Annotated in this window: 21 protein-coding genes; 3 read left to right on the top strand and 18 right to left on the bottom strand. The window is 43.6% G+C overall.

From position 1 onward, the window contains the following. Positions 1 to 25 precede the first annotated feature (25 nt). Both AC506A_RS26830 and AC506A_RS26825 read right to left on the bottom strand, forming a co-directional pair. A complete protein-coding gene (locus AC506A_RS26830; protein WP_495464073.1) occupies positions 26 to 1,279 on the bottom strand; it encodes a toprim domain-containing protein in 1,254 nt (417 codons plus the stop codon). A gap of 24 nt (positions 1,280 to 1,303) precedes the next feature. Next, entirely contained in the window at positions 1,304 to 2,374 is a 1,071-nt protein-coding gene (locus AC506A_RS26825) for a hypothetical protein (protein WP_495464072.1), read from the bottom strand. Between the two features lie 848 nt (positions 2,375 to 3,222). Between AC506A_RS26825 and AC506A_RS26820 the strand changes: the two genes are divergently transcribed. Next, positions 3,223 to 4,215, top strand: a complete 993-nt coding sequence (locus AC506A_RS26820; RefSeq protein ID WP_495464071.1) for a helix-turn-helix domain-containing protein — start codon at positions 3,223 to 3,225, stop codon at positions 4,213 to 4,215. 244 nt (positions 4,216 to 4,459) lie between these two features. Here the strand turns inward: AC506A_RS26820 and AC506A_RS26815 are convergent, their stop codons facing one another. The 10 genes from AC506A_RS26815 to AC506A_RS26770 all read right to left on the bottom strand — a co-directional run bounded on the left by AC506A_RS26815 (position 4,460) and on the right by AC506A_RS26770 (position 14,362). After that, positions 4,460 to 5,422 (bottom strand): restriction endonuclease, encoded by a 963-nt coding sequence (locus AC506A_RS26815; protein WP_495464070.1) that lies wholly within the window; start codon positions 5,420 to 5,422, stop codon positions 4,460 to 4,462. A gap of 175 nt (positions 5,423 to 5,597) precedes the next feature. Next, positions 5,598 to 6,266, bottom strand: coding sequence for a stalk domain-containing protein (locus AC506A_RS26810; RefSeq protein WP_495464069.1), 669 nt, complete (start codon positions 6,264 to 6,266; stop codon positions 5,598 to 5,600). A gap of 199 nt (positions 6,267 to 6,465) precedes the next feature. Continuing rightward, a complete protein-coding gene (locus AC506A_RS26805; RefSeq protein ID WP_495464068.1) occupies positions 6,466 to 7,515 on the bottom strand; it encodes a toll/interleukin-1 receptor domain-containing protein in 1,050 nt (349 codons plus the stop codon). 659 nt (positions 7,516 to 8,174) lie between these two features. Continuing rightward, positions 8,175 to 8,792 (bottom strand): hypothetical protein, encoded by a 618-nt coding sequence (locus AC506A_RS26800; protein WP_495464067.1) that lies wholly within the window; start codon positions 8,790 to 8,792, stop codon positions 8,175 to 8,177. Further along, positions 8,749 to 9,303: a superantigen-like protein SSL4 gene (locus AC506A_RS26795; protein WP_495464066.1), complete on the bottom strand. Its 555-nt coding sequence runs from the start codon at positions 9,301 to 9,303 to the stop codon at positions 8,749 to 8,751. Before AC506A_RS26795 ends, AC506A_RS26800 begins: the two co-directional genes overlap by 44 nt. 302 nt (positions 9,304 to 9,605) lie before the next feature. Next, a complete protein-coding gene (locus tag AC506A_RS26790) occupies positions 9,606 to 9,782 on the bottom strand; it encodes an aspartyl-phosphate phosphatase Spo0E family protein (RefSeq protein ID WP_495464065.1) in 177 nt (58 codons plus the stop codon). Positions 9,783 to 9,798: 16 nt separating this feature from the next. Further along, on the bottom strand, positions 9,799 to 11,532 hold the full coding sequence (locus tag AC506A_RS26785; protein WP_495464064.1) for an LPD1 domain-containing protein: 1,734 nt from the start codon (positions 11,530 to 11,532) through the stop codon (positions 9,799 to 9,801). A gap of 200 nt (positions 11,533 to 11,732) precedes the next feature. Then, entirely contained in the window at positions 11,733 to 12,146 is a 414-nt protein-coding gene (locus AC506A_RS26780; protein WP_495464063.1) for a hypothetical protein, read from the bottom strand. A gap of 94 nt (positions 12,147 to 12,240) precedes the next feature. Beyond that, positions 12,241 to 14,097 carry a phosphoadenosine phosphosulfate reductase domain-containing protein gene (locus AC506A_RS26775; protein WP_495464062.1) on the bottom strand — a complete coding sequence of 619 codons (1,857 nt, stop codon included), beginning with the start codon at positions 14,095 to 14,097 and terminating at the stop codon, positions 12,241 to 12,243. Further along, positions 14,072 to 14,362: a hypothetical protein gene (locus AC506A_RS26770; RefSeq protein ID WP_495464061.1), complete on the bottom strand. Its 291-nt coding sequence runs from the start codon at positions 14,360 to 14,362 to the stop codon at positions 14,072 to 14,074. Before AC506A_RS26770 ends, AC506A_RS26775 begins: the two co-directional genes overlap by 26 nt. A 1,005-nt stretch (positions 14,363 to 15,367) precedes the next feature. Between AC506A_RS26770 and AC506A_RS26765 the strand changes: the two genes are divergently transcribed. Both AC506A_RS26765 and AC506A_RS26760 read left to right on the top strand, forming a co-directional pair. Next, a complete protein-coding gene (locus AC506A_RS26765) occupies positions 15,368 to 16,594 on the top strand; it encodes a replication initiation protein (protein ID WP_495464060.1) in 1,227 nt (408 codons plus the stop codon). A 124-nt stretch (positions 16,595 to 16,718) separates the two neighbouring features. Then, a complete protein-coding gene (locus AC506A_RS26760; protein WP_495464059.1) occupies positions 16,719 to 18,149 on the top strand; it encodes an HNH endonuclease in 1,431 nt (476 codons plus the stop codon). Positions 18,150 to 18,216: 67 nt separating this feature from the next. Here AC506A_RS26760 and AC506A_RS26755 read toward each other — a convergent pair whose 3' ends face one another. The 6 genes from AC506A_RS26755 to AC506A_RS26730 all read right to left on the bottom strand — a co-directional run bounded on the left by AC506A_RS26755 (position 18,217) and on the right by AC506A_RS26730 (position 23,176). Then, a complete protein-coding gene (locus tag AC506A_RS26755; protein ID WP_495464058.1) occupies positions 18,217 to 19,659 on the bottom strand; it encodes a DNA cytosine methyltransferase in 1,443 nt (480 codons plus the stop codon). A gap of 95 nt (positions 19,660 to 19,754) precedes the next feature. Next, a complete protein-coding gene (locus AC506A_RS26750) occupies positions 19,755 to 20,324 on the bottom strand; it encodes a hypothetical protein (protein WP_495464057.1) in 570 nt (189 codons plus the stop codon). 75 nt (positions 20,325 to 20,399) lie between these two features. Then, positions 20,400 to 20,867 (bottom strand): hypothetical protein, encoded by a 468-nt coding sequence (locus tag AC506A_RS26745; RefSeq protein WP_495464056.1) that lies wholly within the window; start codon positions 20,865 to 20,867, stop codon positions 20,400 to 20,402. Between the two features lie 223 nt (positions 20,868 to 21,090). After that, positions 21,091 to 21,750 (bottom strand): hypothetical protein, encoded by a 660-nt coding sequence (locus AC506A_RS26740; RefSeq protein WP_495464055.1) that lies wholly within the window; start codon positions 21,748 to 21,750, stop codon positions 21,091 to 21,093. A 134-nt stretch (positions 21,751 to 21,884) separates the two neighbouring features. Further along, on the bottom strand, positions 21,885 to 22,727 hold the full coding sequence (locus AC506A_RS26735; RefSeq protein WP_495464054.1) for a DNA adenine methylase: 843 nt from the start codon (positions 22,725 to 22,727) through the stop codon (positions 21,885 to 21,887). 224 nt (positions 22,728 to 22,951) lie between these two features. Beyond that, positions 22,952 to 23,176: a hypothetical protein gene (locus AC506A_RS26730; RefSeq protein ID WP_495464053.1), complete on the bottom strand. Its 225-nt coding sequence runs from the start codon at positions 23,174 to 23,176 to the stop codon at positions 22,952 to 22,954. Positions 23,177 to 23,185: the final 9 nt, after the last annotated feature.

Here is a 23,185-nt window from a genome sequence, read left to right as displayed (position 1 = left end):
ATGTGATTAATTTATTCAATTCTAATTACCCTAGAAGAGTCGATACTTGCGGGACGTAGCCGTTGTCGAGCAGATCGTCGATTCCTTTACCGAGGGAAAGATCCCACATCGCAAGGCTTAGCTTCATGTCGGTTTTGCTCGCGAAGAACTCCACGCACTGTTCAAGTGCCATTTCGACTTCAGGCGTTTTTACGACATCCGCATCATAAGCAAAAACGATGTGCTTCACTCCAAGCGCCAATAGTGGCTCGAGCAAGAGCGAAAATGCTCCGACGCCCGGAATACCGAAGAAAGGCTTGACCATTTCATCAGCTGCTTTATCAGCTTTAATCGGCCCTTCCGTTACCCAAACCTCCGAACAATCAATGACTGTATCCGCGGTTTGGCCAACTTGCCAGTATTTCAGACATGGACTCGGTAAAGCAAGATGCACAGGAAGCGGGCCGCCAATTGACGAACCATTATCCTTTGAACCACTGCTCCACCACCAATACCTCTGCCCTTGTTTCAAGACGACACTAAAGACAAATTGTCCGGACTTGGAATAACACTCTTTCTTCACTTTCTCGGTAAGGATGACTGTGAGAACATGCTGACCTGCTTCAAGTTTGCACTTCGCACGCCGATTCCCGTCTTCGTCTTCTGGAAGCTCTTCAAGGATTTCACCCTTGATTGAGCCTTCCATTACCAATTCGAGAGAGGGTCTATCTATCCGAATCTGCCAGCCCGTAATTTCATTCTTAACCGTGCGGAACGGGATCATAAGTCCCGCTCCTCCAGCCATTGTCCAATACGGTCCGAATTTTCCATCTTGGCAGAAAAACCCCGGCACTCCTAAGAGTTCGCTGTTATCGCTTAGTCGGTTAATGACACCTTTGGCGACTTTATAGCGATCCTGGAGTGGCATGGTCCGATATCCACGAAGTCGAACCACATCCTCTTCCATGAGCCGATCGTTTACCAAGTGGTTAACATGCTCGGGAGATAATGAAAGCTCCTTTTGTAATGCACGATAAACGCGGTTGAGATGGTGATCAGGTTTTTTATCGACTGCGTTGCTGATCTCGATCTCAATCTTTGTTTTTGGAGCAGCATTCGGATCAAGATAATGCCGGAACTGCCGGCCAATTACCGAATCGAAATAATCATCAGTTGGAACCCTCATGCAGTACACAACGGTTTGCTCGTGATTAATCCGACACCAGCCAGTATGTCCACAAATGAGGCACTGTGACTTGAACTCATACCATCCTTCGTGCTTTGTTCTGCGAAGCCTCATGCCCACAACTCCTTCATATCTATCTTATGATGCCTGAGAGATTTCTCCTTTGCGTGAATCGAGTAGCTGCAGCTGCTCGAGAGAAAGAGAATAAAATTTGCCGTTCCAATTCGTGATCCGGAGCATTGCTTGAACGCTACGCACCAGATCATTTTTAGGTACCCGCTGGGTATCATTCATCAGAGAACTGACAAGCTTATTCTTTTCACGCTTCATTTCTTGCTCTTGTCCGTACTGCCCATTCCCTTGTTCGCGGCTACCCGAAGATGCAGGGCGATTTCCGCTGTTAGAGTGGGGTTGCGAAGATTGACCTTGAGAACGACTGCCGTGACCAGTCTGCGTTTGTTGCCCGCTTCCTTGCGTAGATGGACCGCTTCCTTGCGATTGCTGCTCTCCACGCTGCGACAAACTTTGATCGCCATGCGTTACCGGAGGCTGCTGTCCTTCACCGCTGCCGGAATCATCGTTTTCGTTCTTAAGTTTATCTTCGGCTTTCTGCCGGGACAGTGCAATATATATGTCCTCATAGGATGAGAGACCCGAACCGATGTTACCATACCCGCCGTGCGATAATGCCCTACCGACAGCACTCGTTGAAGCGTTCTCGACCGGATTTGTTGAGTCGACGCCAGATGAAGCGCCAAAGCCAATAATGGATCGTTCCTTCGTTCTGAAGCGCTGCCCGAATTTGTTCAGCCCTTCAAATACGCAAGTCATGACCCACGTATCACCGATCTGCTCCGGAGTGATATCAAGCATGTAAGGCTCATTATGCTCTTTGTGTACTTCAATCATCTGTTCGATTCGTCCTTCAACATCGACATAAGGACGAAACGTCTCAATATATGTTTTGCCATAATACGAGTGAAACCCGTATGCCTTCTGCTCTGGAGTAAGATTGTACTGCCGATCAGCAATCTTTTCTTTCTGTGGGAGCAGCCGGATGTGCTTATGAAACTGCATTGGCACTAATTCATAAACAGACTGAATACTAGAGTGCGCAAGCAGTTTCTTCTCCTTTGCAATTTTGGACAATTGTTCACCTTCTGGACCCGCCAAGTACTGAAGGTTATGATCGCCTCTGTTGTTTCCCATTGTACATGCCTCCTAAAAATAGTTTTCTATTACCTCCAATTTCTTGCTCTGATCATCATGGATCCATGATCATCGCTCCTCCTCCCCAAAAATGCCAATAAAAAAAACGCATTCGAATTATCGAATGCGTCTTCATAGAATGGAATCAGAAAAAAGGGCATACGGGTAGTGTACGTCCTTAGAGCTTCCATTTACAATCTTTGCTGCCGTTAGGCTTTCCCCATCTTCGCCGAAATAATGACCACGAAGAAAATGCTATAAAATGCTGTAATACATAGAATTATAGCATCAGTGTGTCTGCTGGTAAAGAGCCCCATGAAAGGTTAAGCATCTGCATAAACGCAAAAACCCCGCTCCAGGCTAAGCCAAGAACGGGGCGATTGCTGCGTGCTAACGCATATTTGGTTGCTAATAGCATACCACGAGTGTCTATCTTGGACAAGACTAAATCTAGCAACCGGCAAGATTCGCCATTTTCTGCTTTACCGTTTCTACATTGTTCGGTATAATCTAGTTGCGTGCTGCCCGGGTCGATCAATCCTATTTTAGGTATTGATGGGACCTTTGCTTCATTGCACACAAATTCATGTGTGCTTTTTTGTTTGCCTGACATTTTCGGGTATTCAAGCAATCACATGACTAATCAACTTTAAAAAAACCAATTAAAAAGCCCCTACCAGGTCACATTCATCGTCTTCCGGCCGCCAAGCGTTTAGACGATGAATGGTTCAGGAGTAGAAGCTTATTTCCAATTTCGTATGCCTTTATTCTAGCATATCGTTTTTGAAAAATAAAGCCTCTTCTCTCTCTTAAGTATTGCCTAATGGTAGGCCAGAGGGAGATTTTTTATGTCTGAAAATAGGAACTTAAAGGACGGAACGTCTCGCCTACTCTACTATCGCGAGCGGTCAACGGGCAACCGGACTCCGAAAGAACGTGTCATCAAAGGCAAGACTCAGGTCTACTACGAAGAAGAGCTTGAGCGGATCTATATTTCCGAAGAAGATATTCGCAAGTTCTCTCTGGATAAGCATGGTCAGAACGTTCCGTATGTCGATGGTCATATGACAATCATTAATAATTACATGTTCGATTATTGGGGTTACATACTTGGCGCAGAGGCGATCGCGCTGTACGCGCATCTTAAACGCTATTGCTATGGTGAGAAAGATTTCTGCTGGCCAAACCTGGAACTCATCTCCTTAAAAATGAAGATGAGCCGTAATACGGTGAAGAAGTACCTCGGCATCCTTGAAGAGCACGGTTTCGTTTATTACTTCAACGTTCAAAACGGGGATCTCAATAACACCAATGAAAGCCCACTATTTAAAGTGCGCAAGAAGGTCCCCCTTCTCTCTCAGGAACAGTGCCTGGCACTTCCACATGTGCTGCAGGTCGATCACGAGCGTTACTTGAATAAACTATTTACGACGAGCGAGCACGAACTTGAGCTTGATCCAAGTGTCGACTACAGCGAACTGTACAACGGCCTTATCGAGAAGGGAAAAGTTCACCGCAAAGAGAAGCAGCTCACATTGTTCGAAATGGAGCAACGTGCTGCGCTCAAGCGTCAAATCCTGATGAACGAACAATCCGAATCAGATAAAGCACTCTGGCAGGCTTTCTTAACGGAGGTTCAGAAGCGTATTACGAAACCATCGTTCAATAACTGGTACGCCAAGACGTTTGCGACCAAGCGCGCAGGCATCTTAACGATCTATACGCCACATGAGATGGTGACCAACTGGTTAGCGGAACGCTGCATGCTTCTCATTCAAGAAATCATTCATAATTTCGATAGCTCTATCAAAGATATTTTTGTAGAAACATTAGAGGGTTGAGGAGCCGACACGGTTCCTCTTTTTACTTTTCCCCTGTTACCGTTTGAGAGATAAGCACAAGTCTCGAATGACAAAATCGTCGATCTTCGTAATAAGAATTAGCTGGCCATAGAATCAAAACAGCGGTAGGCATGGACGAAATAACAAAGTCCTTGACTACCGCTATTTTGATTCTACTGCTGTGTGTGTATCTCTACTCATCAAATCTCCACTGGGCTAAAGCGTACTTTGTTTCATCCGATGGTTATTCATAATATCGATTCAAATATTCTTCCCATGATTGCTGTGTATGTATTTTCGCTAACTGTCTTATTAATTCTTCGCGATCCCAAAGAATCACGCCTAGCTTATTTGCCATCTTTTTAGCTGGAGATGTAAATGATGACGATGTGACCAATAGCGCCTCTTTACAATTGTAGAAGCTTGCACCAGTATATACTTCTTGTACCGCGGATACACCAACTGAATTTTGGTATCGTTTACATTGGACCGCGGTCATAATACTATTTTTTCTTATCAATAAGTCTACGCCATTATCGCCGCTAGCAGGCGTAGTTTTAACATTATACCCTTGTTGTTCAAACAAATATTTAAGATGTTTTTCGAATTCTATTCCGCTCATTATATCAACGGAGTCAATACCCGATGATTCCCGAATGTATTTTTCTCTAATAGTTTCTTTGAAATTATGGACATGTGAAACACTTACAACGGCTTTTCTGATTAGTTCTTGAACCATCGTTTCGAGCGTTGGTTCTTTTAGATAATATTTTGATTTCGACTTCGTTTCTTGCCATCTGACAATAATCATCAGGATTACAAGGAATCCGTACAAGGTTGGAAAGATAATCAAGGCATAGGTTCCAGCTTGTTCATCATTTAAAAATAGAGTTAGAATGCCTTGTATTATTGCGAACCAAATAACACTACCTATCAAAAACATGAATAAGCCTTTAATTAATCCGAATAGACTAAAATCTTCCCACATGTCCTCCCACATAGAACTGAAAAACAAAGCTATACGATTTGACGTTCTATTGCTTTCTATAATTTGTATCTCATAATTTAATTTTGCAATGTGATATGTCTCGATTCTTGAAGGCATTTCTTCCTCAGCTTCACACAATAAACATCGTGTCTTTATTTTGTTGCTCTCTATATATTCAATAATATTTTCTTGAGGATGTCTGTTACAAATAACCTTCATATGATTCCCCCTCGCTCGATAGTCGATAGTACGAATTTGGGAAATTCGCGCTAAAACATTAGAAGGATGAGGACCCCAAAAGGGTGCCTCTTTTTGTGTTATCTGTTACTTTAGCAATAATCAGGCGGCAGTCATACTTGACTACCGCCTTCTCTACATGGCCGAAAAAGAACCGTTATTTAATTGTGTCCGTTGGAGGTGCGTCTTGAAAACTAGATAACTGGTATCCAGCTTTATAAGCTAAAACATACCCTAGTTTCTGCCCCTGATATGTAAAATCAATTGCTATGTCATATTGGGGATTAATTGCTTGAATCTCTTTCCCAAACATCTCAGCATATTTTGTTTTGGTCGCCTTATCAATTGCATACCACCATGAAAAGAACTCAGTTGAACCTAAATTACCCGAATACGTGACAGTGGTAGTTAGTTCATCGTTAGCGATCCCTTGATTGCGCGAACCAACTGAGAATGAACTCATGAACTCATCATATGTAACCGTTGCTTTTGAATCATCATTTATAGTAGTTGGTTCCACGACCGGTGGTGTTATATTACCCGGATTACTAGGTTGGCTGCTAGAAGGCGTCGATGGAGCTACTACCTTTGATACGATAGTTACAGTTTTTGTAGACCCATTATAATCGACCTGGGCACCGAGCATTTCTGCCGCAGACCTAAGCGGTATAAAGGTGACCCCGTTAATTACAGTTGGTTCCACATTTGAGACTTTTCCATTAATAACAAGAGTCATTTTAGTTGCAGCATAAGCACCAACAGCTACTGAAGCAGATATTATGGCAACAACCCCAAAAACTAGTGCAAATTTACGATTGACCTTCACATTATCACACCTTTTGTTTGATAGATCTACTCTATCAAAAGTAACACATTTAAGGTGTCGAAATATGGCGTTAAAAGTGAATTACTATCGGGGTTCGATTATCCGTAATAAATCGACCCAGAACAAAACTTAATTGTTTAGAACAATACTTAATTGTAATGAATCACGGGCCTGTAACAGGGTTGGGGTTTGTTTATGCTTATATTTCAGTTTGATATATCCTAACTTTAAAAAACTCTTCCCAAAAAGGTGAAAAACCGAGACCAAGTCGAACATCCTCGTTTTCCTCTTCAAAGCGTTCCTCGATGATGTCTCTGATTTGTTTCAAGACTATATTGAATTGATCTAATGCATATTGTGCTTTACTCATAGCAGGATGCCCATAATCAGGCTCCCAACCCTGATCGAACCTAACCAATCCTTTATTCTCATCTCCGATTAATATACTACGCTCGTGCTGTCCGGGGTTAAAGCTCTGCCCCTTATAATCATAGTACAAGACAGTAGCAACGGCATTGCTAAGGGGTTTTAACGCTACGGCGACCTTTTCCACCGCGTCGAGGAAGGTATCCCATTCATCCATTTTGGCGCGATCAATAGCTTTAACCGCTACCGCATCCTTAACTTTTCGGAGTTGTTCATTTTCCTTCTGGCAAGCTTCCAATTCATCGTCGGTATTCTCGAATGCTTCTTTGTACCGAGCAACTTCTAGCCTCAGGTCTTTAACGAGTTCAGGCGTGACCACTTCTATTTTTTTCATTTTCTCAATAAAGGGTTCTAATGTTTGTGATAGGAACGATTTAACACGCTTTAGGAAGCGAGTGACACTTGGATCCGTTCCAATCTGATTTTTCACAAATGCATCGTACAATCGCGTCATACCTTCATCACTATCCAGGGTCAAAGTAACCGACTGCTTCCACGCACGATAAGGCGTACCATCTAATGCTCTATGTGTAAGCGGAGGAACGATAATTGGGAACAATTGAGTATCTTTCACCCAAGCCGCTCCAAGCTCGCATAGACAAAAATGACTTTCTAAATAATTCGGGGTTATGATCGGCAAAACCAAAGTTGATTCGTTCATGGCCGTTCTAATTTCTTCAATCCAATTCCCACCTAGTTGCAGCTGGAAATCGGAAGTATTGAAGAAGTTCTGTCGGGTCAGGTTAAACTGCGTCTGGAATAAATCCATGAATGCATTAACCAATTCTTCATCCTGGCTCGAGTGACTAATAAAAATTTTCAAAACGTTCAGCTCCTACTATTTTTTCAATATCCTATTTATACCACAAGAATCACTTCGGCTCATTAAAGTTCAAAGCTCACAAAAAAATCATGATCCTATTGGTTCATGAGATCCATTCCAAAGTCATCTTCAATTAGCACATCCTGATTCATTACAATTAAGTATTGTTTTGTACCTCTTAGAATTCCTGGGTTATTTAAGCACCTATAAATTTCAATAAAGTATTGTTCCAACTGATTTTAGAGAACAATTTCCAGCTACATAATTACAATAAAGTATTGTTCCCGGGGTCAAGGTTGCCCTCTAGTATTTATGCAGCATAACCATCCTTACATGAATCGACAAGTAAGATAGAACAACAAGTAGGTCTCATATTCTGAGAGGTAGCCTATAGAAATTTTACTCCCCTATGTCAGAATTTGATAGGTAGCCTATAGAAAATTGACAGAGGGTATTTATCTTCGAATTTGAGGGTTTAAATATAGCAGTTTCAAGCCTGTCAAAAATTGATATAGGGGGGTTAGATTTCTATAGGCGAAGTCGCCTGTCAAAATTTGAGACAGCCTCTCTCAATAATTGAGACAGCCTATATCAAAATTTGACAACAAATAAATACAATCTTTAATAAGAACTTATGTTTAAGAAACTCTTTATCATCATCAATCAAAGTCATGGGAGAGGAATCGTTCAATGAGTCCATTAATTAGTACTTGCTGATTACCGCGTCTCAGCTGCGCGATAAAATCGACAAACAGGATCGAGATCAGTTCATCGACCTCCATTTGAAAATGAGGAAACGTCAATTCTGAATCATACAGAAACACTTCACCGCGCTTGATATTCTCACGTAAGAACTGAACCTCCATCAGCGCCCACATTTTAGGCGTTGCAAACTGGCTCAATGCTTCCCCACTTCGCTGCCTCGGAAAGTAGAGGATCCGCTTCTGCTGCAAGCTATTCACGGTATCCTCCATCGTCACGCTATTCTTTGACGCCTTACGCTCGCTCAGATTCTCACGAATATGAAGCAAGAAATCCGCGTACAGGATATGGACCAGATGCTCAACCGTCAATTCAGCAAACGCTCCCTTGGTTTTCTTATTGATATCTCCGATGAAAACTTCAGCTCGGGTAAAATCGATTTCCTCCGCACGGACCTTTAACCGGGCAACCCGCTTCGACCGCATAAAAAGATCGCTCCATGTAAACCCGCCGTTTAGGCCCCGCAGCTTCTCAGAAACGTTCTGATGGCTGCTGCTGACTCTTTCGATACGCATCGCTATCCACATCCCCACGGAAAATGAAATTCATTATGAGTCGGTATACGGTCTTTCTAATGGACAAGTTAAGGCGCCGCGCGAGCGCTTCGACCTCCTGATACTCCGACAGTTTCATCTCCGCGTGCATATATTGGCCGGTATCCTTATAGATCAGCGGCGGGTATTGTTCGGGGAAGACGTTATAATGCTCGAGCGCTTTTGAAAGGATCTCCGTATTCGAAATCGTCTCGTATTTAAGTTCCGGCTTCTTATCTGATATGCGCAGCTCACTAGCGCGCTTGCGTAATTCTTCTCGCTGCTCCGGCGTCACTGGGAACTTCATGTCTTTCAATTTATCTGAACGTTCCTTACGCGTCCGCTCCTTGCGTACTCGCTCCTTCGGCTTCTGGACTGCCGTTGGTGCCGGCGCAGGAGCCACTTGCTTTCGCTTGTCTGGGATCGACTGCGGTACTTTCGCCACAGTCTCATTCTTAGCTGGACGAAATACATCGTTTAAGCTATTCAACATTGCTGCTTCCCCTCTTCCCCATTACTAACGGTCATAATTCCAAAATTCCATTTGAGAGAAGTATATGCTGTCAATTCGGACAAATAGAACCTGTCCGGCGTATAGCCGCAGCCCTATCGGTCGATGATGGATAGTAATCTATAAATGGGAGATGGTATTCATGGCAGCAACGAAAGAAATGTCAGCCGACCAAGCAAAGAAGCTTGCTAGTCTGATGATGAAGGCGTCCGCAAAAATGGGCGGTCCGAAGCTCGTTAAAAAATAAAGCAGGCTGCTTGTTATGCAGCCTGCTTAGGACAAATCTACCTATCGTTTAATCTATTTTCAGATTTACCATATTGATTCAGCAAATTGTCGAGCTCCTGAGATTTTAGGAGTACAACTTCCGAACACATTCCGTATCGATCACATAAGGTGTGCATCTCTTCTCGTTTGAGCTCAATTTCCTTTATGATTTGAGTGAGTCTAGTAACAGTCATATGGAATGTCCCCCTATCAGCGGTTGCCGTTTGTCCAAGTGAGTTCGTTTTGCATGACACCTGACTTGAGGATTACCCTCCACCACTCGCGAAACGCTTCGTTAATCGCGATTCGTTCGTCGCCTTGAGGGTATGGACCTTCGCAGCGCGTACCGCTGACGAGGTAACTATTCGTCATACCACGTTCGACTAACTCATCCTCAATCCATGCTTCAAACGCACGAGCAAATAGTTCATGATCACGACGCCAATATTCCCCCCGCACTATTGCATCAAGATAAAATGCGCTGTGATCGGTTGGAATATGAAATTCGACAGGCACTTCCCGGCCGGCTGCTTTGACCAGATGGCAGTAGTACATGCCAATATCAATCCACTTCTTGTTGCTATTAATCCGGTAGACGCCTTTGAGAGAAGCAAGCGCCCTGGATACATCATAGCCATAAGTCTCGAGACTCTTGGAGATGGATCGGAAGTATTTTCCCTGATATGGCGGCAATTCACTCGGTACCGTTTGGCGCAGCTTACCTTTGCCCTCTTTAATTCGCTTCATCAGGCGCGTGAATGCACCTTTAATCGAATCTGAAGGGAGCGACTTGATCGGTTCACTCGCAGATAGCGGAGCTAGCTGTCCATTGGCAAAACCTTGCGACCATGAATACAAGTTATAATCCAAAGCGTGCGCCCATTCATGGCACAAAGCCCCTCCGCCATTCATCTTCGTTAGGTTAATGACATTTAAGTGAGGCTCATAGTGAGCACTCGCCTTGCCAGTTCCGCGGGCGCCGAATGCAAGCCCGACGACACCATAGAAGCTGATAGCTTGTTGCGGAATGGTCAGGATGGCAGCTAGGTCAGCGTGCGCGTTTCCACTGCATAATACATGATAGCGTCCTGCAGCATCCTCCATCCAATTACCGAACTGAATCCCTCGATACCCATAGTGCGAAATTAAGTCTTCCGGTTTCTCTACGCCGGAAGGCTCTTTAGAAAGACGAATGACTTCGTCCGGTACTTGGCGTTCCCACCGTCCTTTTGACGGAACTCTCGCCGATTCCCGCTGCTTCCCGTTCGCCCAGATCCAATTCTTGCCTTCATCCGAAGAGAAAGCTTTATCAAAGATGGATCTGTAAGTTGCCTGTTGTCCACGACCACCGGATAGGAAGATGCGCTTAAACCGATCCCCTAGTGACAACCAGAAAGCAACATCTGCAGCTGACGGATCTCTTCGCAGCAGGCGCTCACTCTTCGACCATGTAGCTTTCGAGACAGCCGCATTAAGCTCAAGAAATACGGTCTTGAAGGATTCCTCAGAATAAGCTTCAGCAAAGAATACCTTTAATTCAGTAATACCTTGAACGAAATGTTCACGCGCTTTAGGGCTATCTTCCGGACGCTGAGACACTCGATCCCAGATTTGCTTTATCGCATAGGCAACTTCGGATGAATATCCTCTTCCTTGGTATTCCTCAACAGGGAATGCACCGAGGAGCTCATCTTTGTTGATAGATTCATACGCATGCTTAGGGTCCTTCTCAATAGCTGAGTACCATTCGGGCGTATATTTCATCAAAGAAGCAAGATGCTTTCTCGCTCCGACTAGCTCTTCACCTACGTCATTGGAATACTGCTTGCGGCTCGAATCGATCGGTTCGATAGACTTTTCCATGACAACAGCAGCGAGCTCCGTTGTGCCAGAGAATGTATCTGGAAAATAATCAAAAAGTGATAATTGAACTTTGTTATTCATCTTGTCTCTATTACCTCCATAGTCCCCCGCGCTGAGCGAGAGACAAATGTGTCATCTCTCCGCTCAGCCGGAGTACGTATGGATTAAACCAATGCGGTTTCCCGTTCGCTATTAGCCATGATTCGAGCTATTGCTTCAGCATCAGCCTGCGTGAACTGGTCAACACCGGTGCCGTATGGAATCGAAGACCGGGAATATTGCTATTCAGCTAATGGGTTTCCCCAGATCACGTTTTTATACAACTGAGTCACTTCTAGTGTAAATGCCAATATAAAGATTGTAGCTAGGAATCCAAACAAGATAGCGCCACCGCCTAAACAAAAGAAGGCTGTTCCGAAAACGATCAAAGCAAGGAGCAGATCAAATGTCCATCTCTTCCGATAAGGCGCAAAACTATCACGCAGCGCCTTTCTTCGGATTAAACGAAAGTTTTCGGCATTCTCAAGTGAGTTATTGTTTGAGAAGCACGCTGCATACTTAACTTTGTAACATCTCTTCCCATTAGATTTTCGGCTGTATTGAATGATTCCGTACTTTCCTTTTAAATTTCCATCAACTATCTTGACGATTTCACCAGTTCTGAACTGAGTTTTCTTCCTAGTAAAATACATCATTATTAATTACCTCCGTAGTCCCCCGTTCCAGACGGGGGTTTAATTTTCAATCCACTCCGTCTGGTCGGATCTGTATATGGGACGAGATATTAACCTATACTTTTGAGAATACGATTTCTGTATCCGCCTGCCGCGCTATGATTTTAGCAATTGCCGCAGCATCTTCTGGTCCAAATTGATCAATTTTAGTGCCGAATGGATCGAACACCGAATTGCACAATATGCCTCGAAAACCACCAGATACACCAAGAAGTGCATATATAGCCTCACGGAATCGCCCGGTAACTGGGAATCCCTCTACCGTCTCGCGGTTTAACACCATTTGATAAGCGGTCAAGATTTCACTCTCCCGCCATTCAATATTGAGACGGTGCATCGCTTCTAAAAGGTGCGTACGACAATCTATCGTCAAATCACCTATACCGCGGCCAATCTTAGATTTTCCTATGCGTTGCAGACCAACCATCCCGCCGTAACGAATATCTTGGCCAATTGCTTTTAGGACTCCTCTGAACCGATAGTATTTTTCGTACTCCGGATACGAACTTATCAAATTACCCATGCTGCGGTCATTTGAAATCGTGCAAGCGTAACAGCCTGTCCTAGCTGATTTACCGCACTGCATCATGGCTTCATTATCATTAACGACGGCTGCTCCAAGCGGACATTCGCTGCCTGCCGCGCTGCCGTAGAAATGAAGAAGCTCAGTATTACGAGCTCCGTACTTACTCCATGGCGCCCTGTTAAAAGCGAGGTATGTAACCACTTCTTGACTAGTCCAGTCGCGGATTGGGCTCGCAGTGCGAATCGAACCAACTGGGTGATGCCCGTAAAATTCATCTCCGAAATACTTCTCAAGACTTCTCTTTCGATTTCCACTCTCATTGTCACGACTCCCCATCACAAGACAGGTATCCTCAGCACCTTCTGCAAGGAACGCAGCTTCTAGAAAATCGCGCGCCGGCTCGATCTTGAGCCGTCGGACACAATACTTGAAGGTTACGCTTGGGGCTTGATAACCCTTGCCTATGATACAAACTAGTAGAGTCTCGTCCTCTCTTGGCTCTACGATATGGAATTCTACCCAAGGACAGGCTTTAGCAAGCGCCTCCTTCATAGCCAGAATGCCACTCTTGACGCCAGGATTTTCGACAAGCGTATCGCTAGATATAATCATTACTTTCTTGCTAGGATCCGGATTCGCAATGGCATGCTCAATCATGAGCTGCGTTACTAATCTTGAGTCCTTGCCGCCTGACAGAAGCAGACCAATAATAGTATGCTCGTCGTATATTTTCTTAATTCTCTCTCGCGTGATAGAAAGGAGCTCCTCATCGACCTCATCTAAGATATCCAGCGTCTCTCCCTCGATGACGCGCGTCGCCCGCCCATTCTTACCGCCGCTGCTCTCTATCGTTTCGAAAGCAAAATCGAAAGTCGGCTGGCAACGATCCTCCGGATACGGTATTGCGTAATCATGCGCGCCATAAGGTGGTATTTGATTTTGCATATAAACCTCGACGAGCAGAGCACAAGTTGGATGAAAACAGTACATTTGGAACTTATGCTTCGGGCTCTGATAATGCCAATTACCCCCATCATCAATCATCGCATCAATCATCGCTTGAACCGGTATTCGGAATTGGAATCCGGAACGTTCCAGGAAAGTGAATAATCCCCCTGCAGACGAATCCCGATTAAAGATGTCCGCCCAGTGCAGCGTGCTGTCTCTTTGGATACAATCCTCATCAGGCTTGTCATTGAGGAACGTATGCAGGACGAAATAAGTGTCCTGCAGGAAAACAGCGGACCAATCACGGATTACACCATGAAAAGTAAAGCACGCCTTCTCCAAATAGTCCCAGACATCTGCGAGAATTTGATTATAATCGCGGAGACGTTCTGCTACCGAAACCTTGTTTTTACTATCCACGAACTGATAGCGATCCATTCCAATTACCCCCTTCTCCGCGGAACTCTTCATCGGCGAATTGTTTGCCTTCGTAACAGCCAACATACATGCCTTCCTGACGTGTGACCGTAATGGATTCGCTTGTCGTGAAGTCATGAAGCGCGCCAGGCGTCTCCAAAAAGTATTCCGTGTAGCTGCCGTCTAATTCCGTATAGCACCGGACAAACCGCTGGCCAGTGGATGTGAGCAGATAGTCGGTTAATCCTCCTTGTAACAGCACAGTGCGTCCTTCAACATAACTCATCTCTATTTCCTCCCTTGGTTTTCGGCACAAAAAAAACAGGTAGACGTAGAAAAGAACATACGAATCCCGTATGTTCTATAACGTCTCCTGTTTATGAACCGATGCCTATTCGCTAGTAAATTAGCGTTCTCCAACTACACCAAAATAGATTAGCGTAGTAAATTAGTGTGAATCGTAATAATAAAATTATACAATGTCTACCATCCCCGGACAAGACACAACTGCAATGACCACACGAAAAGGAGTTGTTACCTCCGAATCAGCTTCAAGTGCCACACATAAGGGAGTGAACAACCTACAAAGCGCTTAAACAGCGATAATTGAGGACTTCTATTCAGTAAGTGCCACACGTAAGGGAGTCTTTTTTCTTGTTTCTGAACAAATGCCACTCAAACGGGAGTCTAGCAGCCGCAATTTTTCATATGATTGGGCCGAAATTGTTCGTCTACTCCCGTCCGCGTGGCACTTTACTCCCTCTTGTGTAATTGTCCACACCCTTCCGTGTGGCACTCACCCTCCCCGCCGTGTGACAGGATACTCCCGTCGGCGTGGCACTAATGGCAAGAATGCTTAGTATTTACGCTGATTCCGCCTTTCCTAAAACAAATAAAACAAAGTACCATAAAACATTAAAAGAAATATATAAAATATGTGTATAGAATAATAGGCTATAATTAGTCACTAGGTTACCATATGTGATCGTCGAAGGCATGATGACTCCCTTTGTTGTGGCACTTCTCCAAATAACTTAACCGGCCACACCTAGAGGGTCAAATTACACCCCTTCCATGTGGCACTTCCATATTCAGGCTTTATTAATACCGATTTCCCCTGCTTTCTGCATAAATATTGCCATTTCATAGCTTTTAGCTCTAGTTTGACTCCCTTTTGAGTGGCCTTTTACCGCTGAAATCGCAGGATATTTATGCCACACGAACGGGAGTGGAAATCTCTGATAATCTCATATATTGTGATAATAGAATACGAGAGGTAGGTGATCGGGAAATGGCAGAAGAAGTCGCACAGATGACCTTGGATTTTGAAGCAGACAAAATATCCGATCACTACATTGTGACAGAATCGAACGCTTTAATCGAGTCCCGAACAAACCTAGATTTATACGAGGAACGCTTAATATACATACTTGCATCTCAGATCAACCCAGATGATACACACTTCCAAAGCTGCTTCTTCAAAGTAAAGGATATCGCCGATAAGCTGGAACTGACCGAGAAGAATTTCTATAAACGGATCCGAGAGATCATCCAACGGCTGCAGCGTAAAACCGTTGTCATCGAAGATAAAACGAACAACACTACACTCGAAGCACAGTGGCTTTCCGCTTCCCGCTACTTTCATGGCAAAGGTATGATTGAGCTCGAGTTCTCTCAAATGCTCGGTCCTTACTTACTGCAACTGAAGAATAATTTTACCAACTACAAATTGTGGAACGTCCTCTATCTGAAGAGCTTCTACTCCTCCAAGCTATACAAACTGTTGAAGCAATACTTGCCACTTGGTAAGCGCAAATTTGCGACGATCAAAGAGCTAAAGGATAAGCTGGAAATCGACGAAGGCAACTACGAGAAATACAGTCACTTGAAGAACCGGGTTATTCTGACCGCGCAGCGAGAGCTGCTTGAGAAAACCGATATCCGATTCGAACTGGAAGAAATCAAGAACGGAAACAAGATTGTAGGTGTCGTGTTTCATATCTTCCCCAACAATAAGTCTACGCGACTGGCCTTAAACGATGGTGAATATATAGACAACGAGCCGATTCTAGACTTGCTTGGCAGATTCGAGATCAATCGTAAGAGTGCCGGCGAACTGATTAAAGAATACGGTGAGACTCATATTCGCACGAACATCAAGTACGTGTACGATAAGCAGCGAAATGTAGAGATCGGCAGCGTATCCGGCTATATCATTAAAGCCATCAAAGAAAACTATTCGGAGACAAGAATCGAGTTCTTACCGGATGACGAAAACGACGGCAATACCTCTATCGCGGTACTGAACAAACGAATCAAGGATCTCCAAGCCTACTACGATCGCTGCGTACTCGAAAAACTTCAAACACGAACCGAAGCCGACCGTGAGATGATTCAGAATATGATTAACGAAATCAACAAGGTATCGGATCGCCGGATTCGGAAGAAGATGCGTCCTCTAACAATAAATGACATCACACATCCTATTGGCCAAAAAGCATTCGCATATTGCAGCTAAATAAACAGCTCCCGGTACTTTCCGAGAGCTGTTTTATATAATTCCGATATTCACAAATTACAATTTAAATTCATCCCTTAAATTTATCGCAACAAAGTTCACATAACTTTGCGAGGAGACACTAATGAAAGAACTCAGAATGAGCCCACTAGTATTTTTTGATTCTTATTGGATTCTCAGGAAGGCCAAAGCAACCGAAATTTTCGATTTTGTATCTTCAATGCCTAGGAATGAGTTCCGTGAAATAACAACATTGCTAAAACTTGAACTAGCCATGCATGGAAATATTGAGTACTATGTTGTCCCTTCCACAATCGGAATCAAAGAATTTATGGAAGCCTATAAAATTGTTAAATGGTCAAGCCCCCCTATTAATCAGATTCTTCGGAAAAAATTTAATTCAAAAAAATTGGATTTCCGTTTTAAAACCATTTTCGAGTACGAACACTTCGTATTTACTGATATAAAATATAGTAATATGAATGGTTCATTTAAGCTTTCTAGCACAGACGAGACTAGAATCTATTCCACTTTAGTCGAAATGAAAAAAGTTCCATATCAACTACTTCACGAATTCTTACTAAAAAATCGCGATACGTTCCCTCATCGAAATGGAAAAATTATTATTCCGAAGGATACCAACCTTACAATATTTAAAGATCTAATAAAAAATCTCAAATCATCAAACAGCACAATGGGGAGAAATGAAGTTCAATCTCAAGCTAATCAACCATCTCCAGCTAGACCATCAATACCGAAAAATGCTCCAGATTCAGAAGGAGTTACTATCCATCTTAAGAAACCTGAGCTCGAGATAACGTCAATCACAAAACCAGAATACGTTCCACCGATAAATCCCTTAAAAGATACTAGCTTTCATCCGATTCAATCAACGCAAAATGAAAAAACTACCCAATCTGTTACTGCACCAAACGGCAATAGTAATCCAACCAGAACCTCAAATGTCGTTAATACTGTTGCTCGGTTATCAGCACCGGTAGAATATCTTAAAGAACTCTATGAAAATGTATGTCAAATCTGCGGGCAGACTGTAGATCTCGGGGGCGGTCGGTCGTACTCTGAAGTTCATCATATCCAGCCACTAGGAAAACACCGCGGGCCAGACGTTATACAAAATATGATCGTAGTATGCCCCAACCATCATGCCATGTTCGATCGAGGCGTAATAACAATCACCTTGTTCTCTAGAACCATTTCACATGTAAATCAAACAAGTGATTTAAATGATAAACAGCTTATTCTGAAACATGAGATCGATCAAACATTCGTAGATTATCATAATTCCCGTATTTACGTAACAAGAGGTCCTGAATCGACAATAGTGGATTCTAACTGCGATCCTTCCAACGATGGGCACTTTGGAAAGCTCATGATCCTTTCTGATGTAGTTTCGAAGGAGGAATTCCAGATAGAGTTTGAACCCTATCATCAGCGCGAATTTATGAATCGCCTCCAACGCACCGCGCTTTATCGAAATATTGGGGAAGAATTTGATTATGATGGATACACCTATAGGGTTATTGGATTTCATTAGCGAGCGATAATAGAAACGCCCGCTCCCAAGTTTAAGGAGCGGGCGTTCGAACTATTGTAGTTTTTTCTTAAACCATAAATCCTAATTGACCCGATTGATCCATTGTAAATGATAACGTAGTCCCACTCTCTTCCCTTCTACTAGATAGTCCTCTATTTTCTTTCGCATATCGTCGAAAGAAGACTGAGGCTATTTCTGACGCAAAGCCACGTATGACGCGTCCGCATACGGACTGCCCAATCTGTTCATAGATTCGCGTCAAAGGTGTATGAGAGGGCCACTGGAACCATTCTGGAATGGAAAAAATACGGCGTAACTCGCTAATGGTTAAGAACCTCCACTGCGTCCGGTCCTCGTTAAGCACATAGGAATTGCTCGCAGAATGACTGCGGTACCGGCGAGGAATGCATTGTAGCATCGTAGCATTCTCATCAACGAAAGTTCTATCGAGGTTACGTTCTGCCCATGAATTATCTTTCTCCACCTTCTGTTCAAAACTGCTCATCCACTTATCAAGGCTCTTCCATACATGGACTGTTGAGCGCGGATCAAGAAATTCTTTCAGGCGCTTATGACGAACAGTCGGCGGTTTCGGGATACGAAACAAATCAAAGTCTGCCTTCTCTTGAAAATAGACGGCATACGAGCGATCTCGAAGCGCAATGCTTCCAAAATCATGGCTCTGGAGCTGAATTGGCCCTACGATGTAAGGATAGTCATTGCTGAGCAGCTCTCTTAAATCTTTATAGGTTGCCGATTCGTAGAATTGCGGTACATTTTCGAAGAATAGCACTCTTGGCTCCGCACTCTTTAGTATTTTATAAGTGCCGAGTACAAGATTCCGGAAATACCCTTGGTCGCCATCACCAATCGAGGAATGCTCACAACAATCCAAGCTCACAAAAGCGACATCGCTCTTAGCCACGAGATGGCAGTCTCTAAGATCACCCAAGAAAACATAACTGTCTGGGAAATTATGCTTTAGTACCTCAGCGCTGTCGTCTTCCAACTCCACTTCCATTGTTGCAGAAAAATATTGGGAATCACTGAAGCACGCTGTCCCTATTCCTGCGCCTGCGCAGATCGATAGCAACCGAATACGTTCATCATCAGGAGCATCGAACGACTCCGTTTCAAACAACTTGAATCGAAGCGGGCGAACGACGACCTTGCCATAGTCACCATTATGGTAAACGGATATCTCAATTTTCTCCTGAATACAGAGAATGGTAGAATATCGTTCGCCACATGTGTCTACTAGTGGCCGAGGTTGTCCGCTCGTACGATTGACTCGCTGTGACACGCTGATTTCATGAACGTCTCCTGCGCATTCGAACGCTTTGTTCTGAATTGTAATCGTCCGTTCATCTTCGTTAGTTTGAACATACAAGCCCTCGCCTGGACTGAATTTCGCCGATTCACACACGAGATTTTGAAGCCACAGCCGAGGCTGATCATGCTTGCTGCCAACCGAATAGACCTTCTTGAGAAGCAATCTAGAATTAATCATATTTGTGGTATCCCCAAAATCACTCGGGGAAGCCCCCGACATGATTTTGGGGACTTCCTCCTTCCGATTATGGATTATCTATTACCTACCTGCGGTTATGCGAACGCCCAATCCAGTTGCGAATCATCCCGAGCAAATACCGGAGACCTTCCCTCGTTCACAAGCACATATCCTTGTCTGAGTTTTTTAGCCACGCCTCTACGGATGGCAGCTAGGTTCTCATCAATGCTTCCTTCGACCCAGAACTCCTCAATAATAGTTCCCCCAGCGATGCCCTCAATGTCACCATCCTTAACGATCTCCCGCCAGCGTGTATTCCACTGACCACTCCGCAGCTTAAGGATATATGCTTGAGCTACTTTGGAGTCATTCTTGGAGAAAGTGTGTAGGGTAACCAGCTCGGAACCAGCAACAATGGAGTCACCACCTAGAAGAATCTGCTCTTGATCCGGGGAAGGTGGAAGTACCTCAGCACTGACGATCGCAGCCGTCCAGTTCGCTACAGGAAGATCATCTGACTGCGAGAGAACTACCGACGCTACATCAAATCGATGTTCAAACAGCATCAGGTTCTCCGCAAACTGTTTGATGTTCTTCAGTCCAGCTTTATTCAGTTCTTCATCACTTACCCGAACTCTTACTTTTACCTCAATTTCATTAACCATTATCTATCTCTCCTAGTACTCCCGCTGCACCGGGAGTCAATTTGTTTCAGACTCCCATGCAGGGGCGACACATATTTACGTACATCGAACCTTTCTCAGATAGCTTGTACCGAAACTAGTATCGAATTCATACAAGCACCCCTTCTCAAAAGCCTCGATCACAGAAACAGCTACCTTTTCGATGAGCATCTCCAAGGAGTAGCTATCGATATCAGGATGATCGAAAAGAAAATGGACAAAAGGTCCACAATCATTACCAAAAGCAATTAGTCGATCACTATCTACCTGTAACTGCCGAAGCAACTCGAGATCGAAGCTAACCCATCTGAACACCTTTTCGACATCATCATCATGACTGATATACGTTACAACCAAGGCATCCTCGATTCTTGTCAGGTAGGCTTCTGAGAGCCTAAGGTCTCCATAAGAAGGCGACTGCATGACATATGCCTTCTCCACTTGAATTTCTCTGAGTGGAATATTCCCGATTTCGACTGAATTTTCTTTGGACACGATTGAAAGTTTACTGAGCCTTTTGGGCATCTCTATTTCCTCCTCTGATTTCGGCACAACGCAAAAAGAGCCCAATAGGCATACGGATCCCGTATGACATATTGAACTCCTAAGGTTGAACCAGTGTGTTGATCGCATATCGCGACTCCTGCCCCGCCTGAAAAGTAATCAGCAAGGTAAAGAAAACATGAATCATAATACATATAGTATAAATGAAAACCGTACTTAGATAAAGATAAGCTTGCTACTTAATTTACCAAACCTCTACTACTGGAGAATTGAAATAAGTAATAATTTTATTATCATTATCAGGCAAATTATCAGGAGAATGGACTACTGTTAAATTCAAAGCACTACTTGTTGAAATTTGCCATAGGCACTCTTTCAAACTCAATCGAGACTGATGTACGATTGCGCCAAATCTATTCATTATTTTCTCAAAAAGGATTCGTTCGTTCGTTTCGTTGAGAGTAACAGAAAATTTATCGTTCTTGTCGAACTGAATTTCAATATTTTCAATATCGCCATTCATAAAGGGGAATATTACTTCCCTCCATCTATTTTCAATATGCCTCGCGGCTGCAGTAATCTCTTTTTGGGTAAGAATAGATTCTAATAGATAATCTGTTGATGGAAAACCCTTTTCATTCTCATTTTCAGTATAAAAGTTTTTATAAGAGTGGCAGATAATTGATATTGTCGTCTCATCAACACTTGCCCTTGCTGTCCAATTAAAAACATCCTCTGCTGATATTTCCATTGCTGATTGAGCTGCATTTGCAAAACGCTCATTAAGTTCAGAAATCCGATCCAAAGCAGGTTCAAAGATGTCTCCCGAGAACTTAGGAAAAGGAAGTTTCTTACCTTCAGAATTCAGTGTGTTAATTGAAACTTGCAGTTTAATGTTAATCATTTTTCTCAAACTCCTTTATAGTGGAATATCCAGATTATACCTATATGTACTAGAGTTTATCTGCGAAGGTTTCAGAAAGATAAAAAAAGAAGCAGTCAAATGACCGCTCCCTTTCGTTTCAATCTGTAAGTGGTTTAATACTTGCGTTCGGTAATGCTTGAAGGATCGTAATTCATAAAGAAGAACTCTGTTTCCTTCCGGCGTTCTTGTCCCATTTCAGCCTTCACAACTGCACCAACTCTGGAATCTACAGTTCGAACATGAAAGCCGGAATACAGGTCCAAGATAAATGGGTCGCCGTAATAGGTGACAAGACACTTTCCTTTGATCTGTTTAAGCATCTCCGCAAGCTCAATATGATCATTTTTCGTAAAGCCACCAAAATAGTGCTTCTCACGGTTGAAGTACGGTGGATCGACCAGAAAAAAACTGTCTTTTCCATCGTATCGACGGATAACCTCTCGAAAATCGAGATTCTCGAGAAGTACTGTAGACATACGACGTTCAAAAACATCGAGACGGGCAACTGCATTCTGGTAATCTAAGGCACTATTCTTTACCTTTCCATACCGAAATCCGCTTGGTGCTCCGTTAGTTGGAATAATCTTCTGTCGAAGGATATAAAACCAATTAGCAGCACGTTCAATTGGATCGCTCGGGGTCGGCGCCTGGCAAAGCTGACGATACAAACTCCGACTTGTCGGCATGGATGAGAGTGCAGCCATGAGCTGCTTCTTGTTATTGCGCAAGCAGAGCAAAAAATCGAGAAGTTGAGAGTCGAAATCGTTATAAATTTCGCACTTGCTCATAGACTGAGGTTTTCCAACTAAACAATGTGCTCCACCGCCGAATAAGTCAATATAGCAGTGGTGTTCCGGAAAAAACGGAATCATGTGTTTAATTAAAAAGTGCTTTCCACCGAACCATCTCAGCGGTGAATGTAGTTTTACTTCTTTTTTTAATGTTGTGCTATTCATACCCATCTCTCCATTTCCGGAATCGAGAATAACGATTCGGAAACAGGCAGGACTCATTCTGTCCTCACGCGCATAAAGCGCGAGTGCTACTTATCCCATTCGGGAGCTCGCTGAAGGGGGCTGCATTGAACCTCTAAGCGGGGTATCCCCCGCTCCTTCTTCGCACCTGGTATTAAAGGATGGGCAGTATATGTCGATCTATTACCATCATCTTGTTGTGCTCCTTATTTCTGAGAGTCAGCAGCGCAAGCTTCATACTGCTCGGTCATGACGGAATCGCCAAGGACATTAGCATTAAATAAGACCATAAGCGTCTGCTGACGGTCATTTCCTCTCTTCTGCAATTCACCGAACATGAATGTTAGATAAGCGTCTTTCTCTACCAATCGCTGCATCTGCTCCTCTTGAAATTGTGGCAGCACTTCTTCTTCATAATTCTCCATGGACATATCTCTATT

This window comes from Paenibacillus sp. N22P23, from assembly GCF_059383735.1.
Note: the sequence above shows the minus strand (reverse complement) of the source record. Positions and strands in the feature narration are given on the sequence as shown.

Excerpts from the sequence above, each read along its gene's own strand:
- AC506A_RS26740 (WP_495464055.1), bottom strand. The coding sequence starts at position 21,750 with ATGATTAACATTAAACTGCAAGTTTCAATTAACACACTGAATTCTGAA.
- AC506A_RS26800 (WP_495464067.1), bottom strand. The coding sequence starts at position 8,792 with ATGCGTATCGAAAGAGTCAGCAGCAGCCATCAGAACGTTTCTGAGAAG.
- AC506A_RS26785 (WP_495464064.1), bottom strand. The coding sequence starts at position 11,532 with ATGAATAACAAAGTTCAATTATCACTTTTTGATTATTTTCCAGATACA.
- AC506A_RS26765 (WP_495464060.1), top strand. The coding sequence starts at position 15,368 with ATGGCAGAAGAAGTCGCACAGATGACCTTGGATTTTGAAGCAGACAAA.
- AC506A_RS26745 (WP_495464056.1), bottom strand. The coding sequence starts at position 20,867 with ATGCCCAAAAGGCTCAGTAAACTTTCAATCGTGTCCAAAGAAAATTCA.
- AC506A_RS26795 (WP_495464066.1), bottom strand. The coding sequence starts at position 9,303 with ATGTTGAATAGCTTAAACGATGTATTTCGTCCAGCTAAGAATGAGACT.
- AC506A_RS26730 (WP_495464053.1), bottom strand. The coding sequence starts at position 23,176 with ATGTCCATGGAGAATTATGAAGAAGAAGTGCTGCCACAATTTCAAGAG.
- AC506A_RS26770 (WP_495464061.1), bottom strand. The coding sequence starts at position 14,362 with ATGAGTTATGTTGAAGGACGCACTGTGCTGTTACAAGGAGGATTAACC.
- AC506A_RS26760 (WP_495464059.1), top strand. The coding sequence starts at position 16,719 with ATGAAAGAACTCAGAATGAGCCCACTAGTATTTTTTGATTCTTATTGG.
- AC506A_RS26830 (WP_495464073.1), bottom strand. The coding sequence starts at position 1,279 with ATGAGGCTTCGCAGAACAAAGCACGAAGGATGGTATGAGTTCAAGTCA.
- AC506A_RS26780 (WP_495464063.1), bottom strand. The coding sequence starts at position 12,146 with ATGATGTATTTTACTAGGAAGAAAACTCAGTTCAGAACTGGTGAAATC.
- AC506A_RS26755 (WP_495464058.1), bottom strand. The coding sequence starts at position 19,659 with ATGATTAATTCTAGATTGCTTCTCAAGAAGGTCTATTCGGTTGGCAGC.
- AC506A_RS26790 (WP_495464065.1), bottom strand. The coding sequence starts at position 9,782 with ATGACTGTTACTAGACTCACTCAAATCATAAAGGAAATTGAGCTCAAA.
- AC506A_RS26735 (WP_495464054.1), bottom strand. The coding sequence starts at position 22,727 with ATGAATAGCACAACATTAAAAAAAGAAGTAAAACTACATTCACCGCTG.
- AC506A_RS26750 (WP_495464057.1), bottom strand. The coding sequence starts at position 20,324 with ATGGTTAATGAAATTGAGGTAAAAGTAAGAGTTCGGGTAAGTGATGAA.
- AC506A_RS26775 (WP_495464062.1), bottom strand. The coding sequence starts at position 14,097 with ATGGATCGCTATCAGTTCGTGGATAGTAAAAACAAGGTTTCGGTAGCA.
- AC506A_RS26820 (WP_495464071.1), top strand. The coding sequence starts at position 3,223 with ATGTCTGAAAATAGGAACTTAAAGGACGGAACGTCTCGCCTACTCTAC.
- AC506A_RS26825 (WP_495464072.1), bottom strand. The coding sequence starts at position 2,374 with ATGGGAAACAACAGAGGCGATCATAACCTTCAGTACTTGGCGGGTCCA.
- AC506A_RS26815 (WP_495464070.1), bottom strand. The coding sequence starts at position 5,422 with ATGAAGGTTATTTGTAACAGACATCCTCAAGAAAATATTATTGAATAT.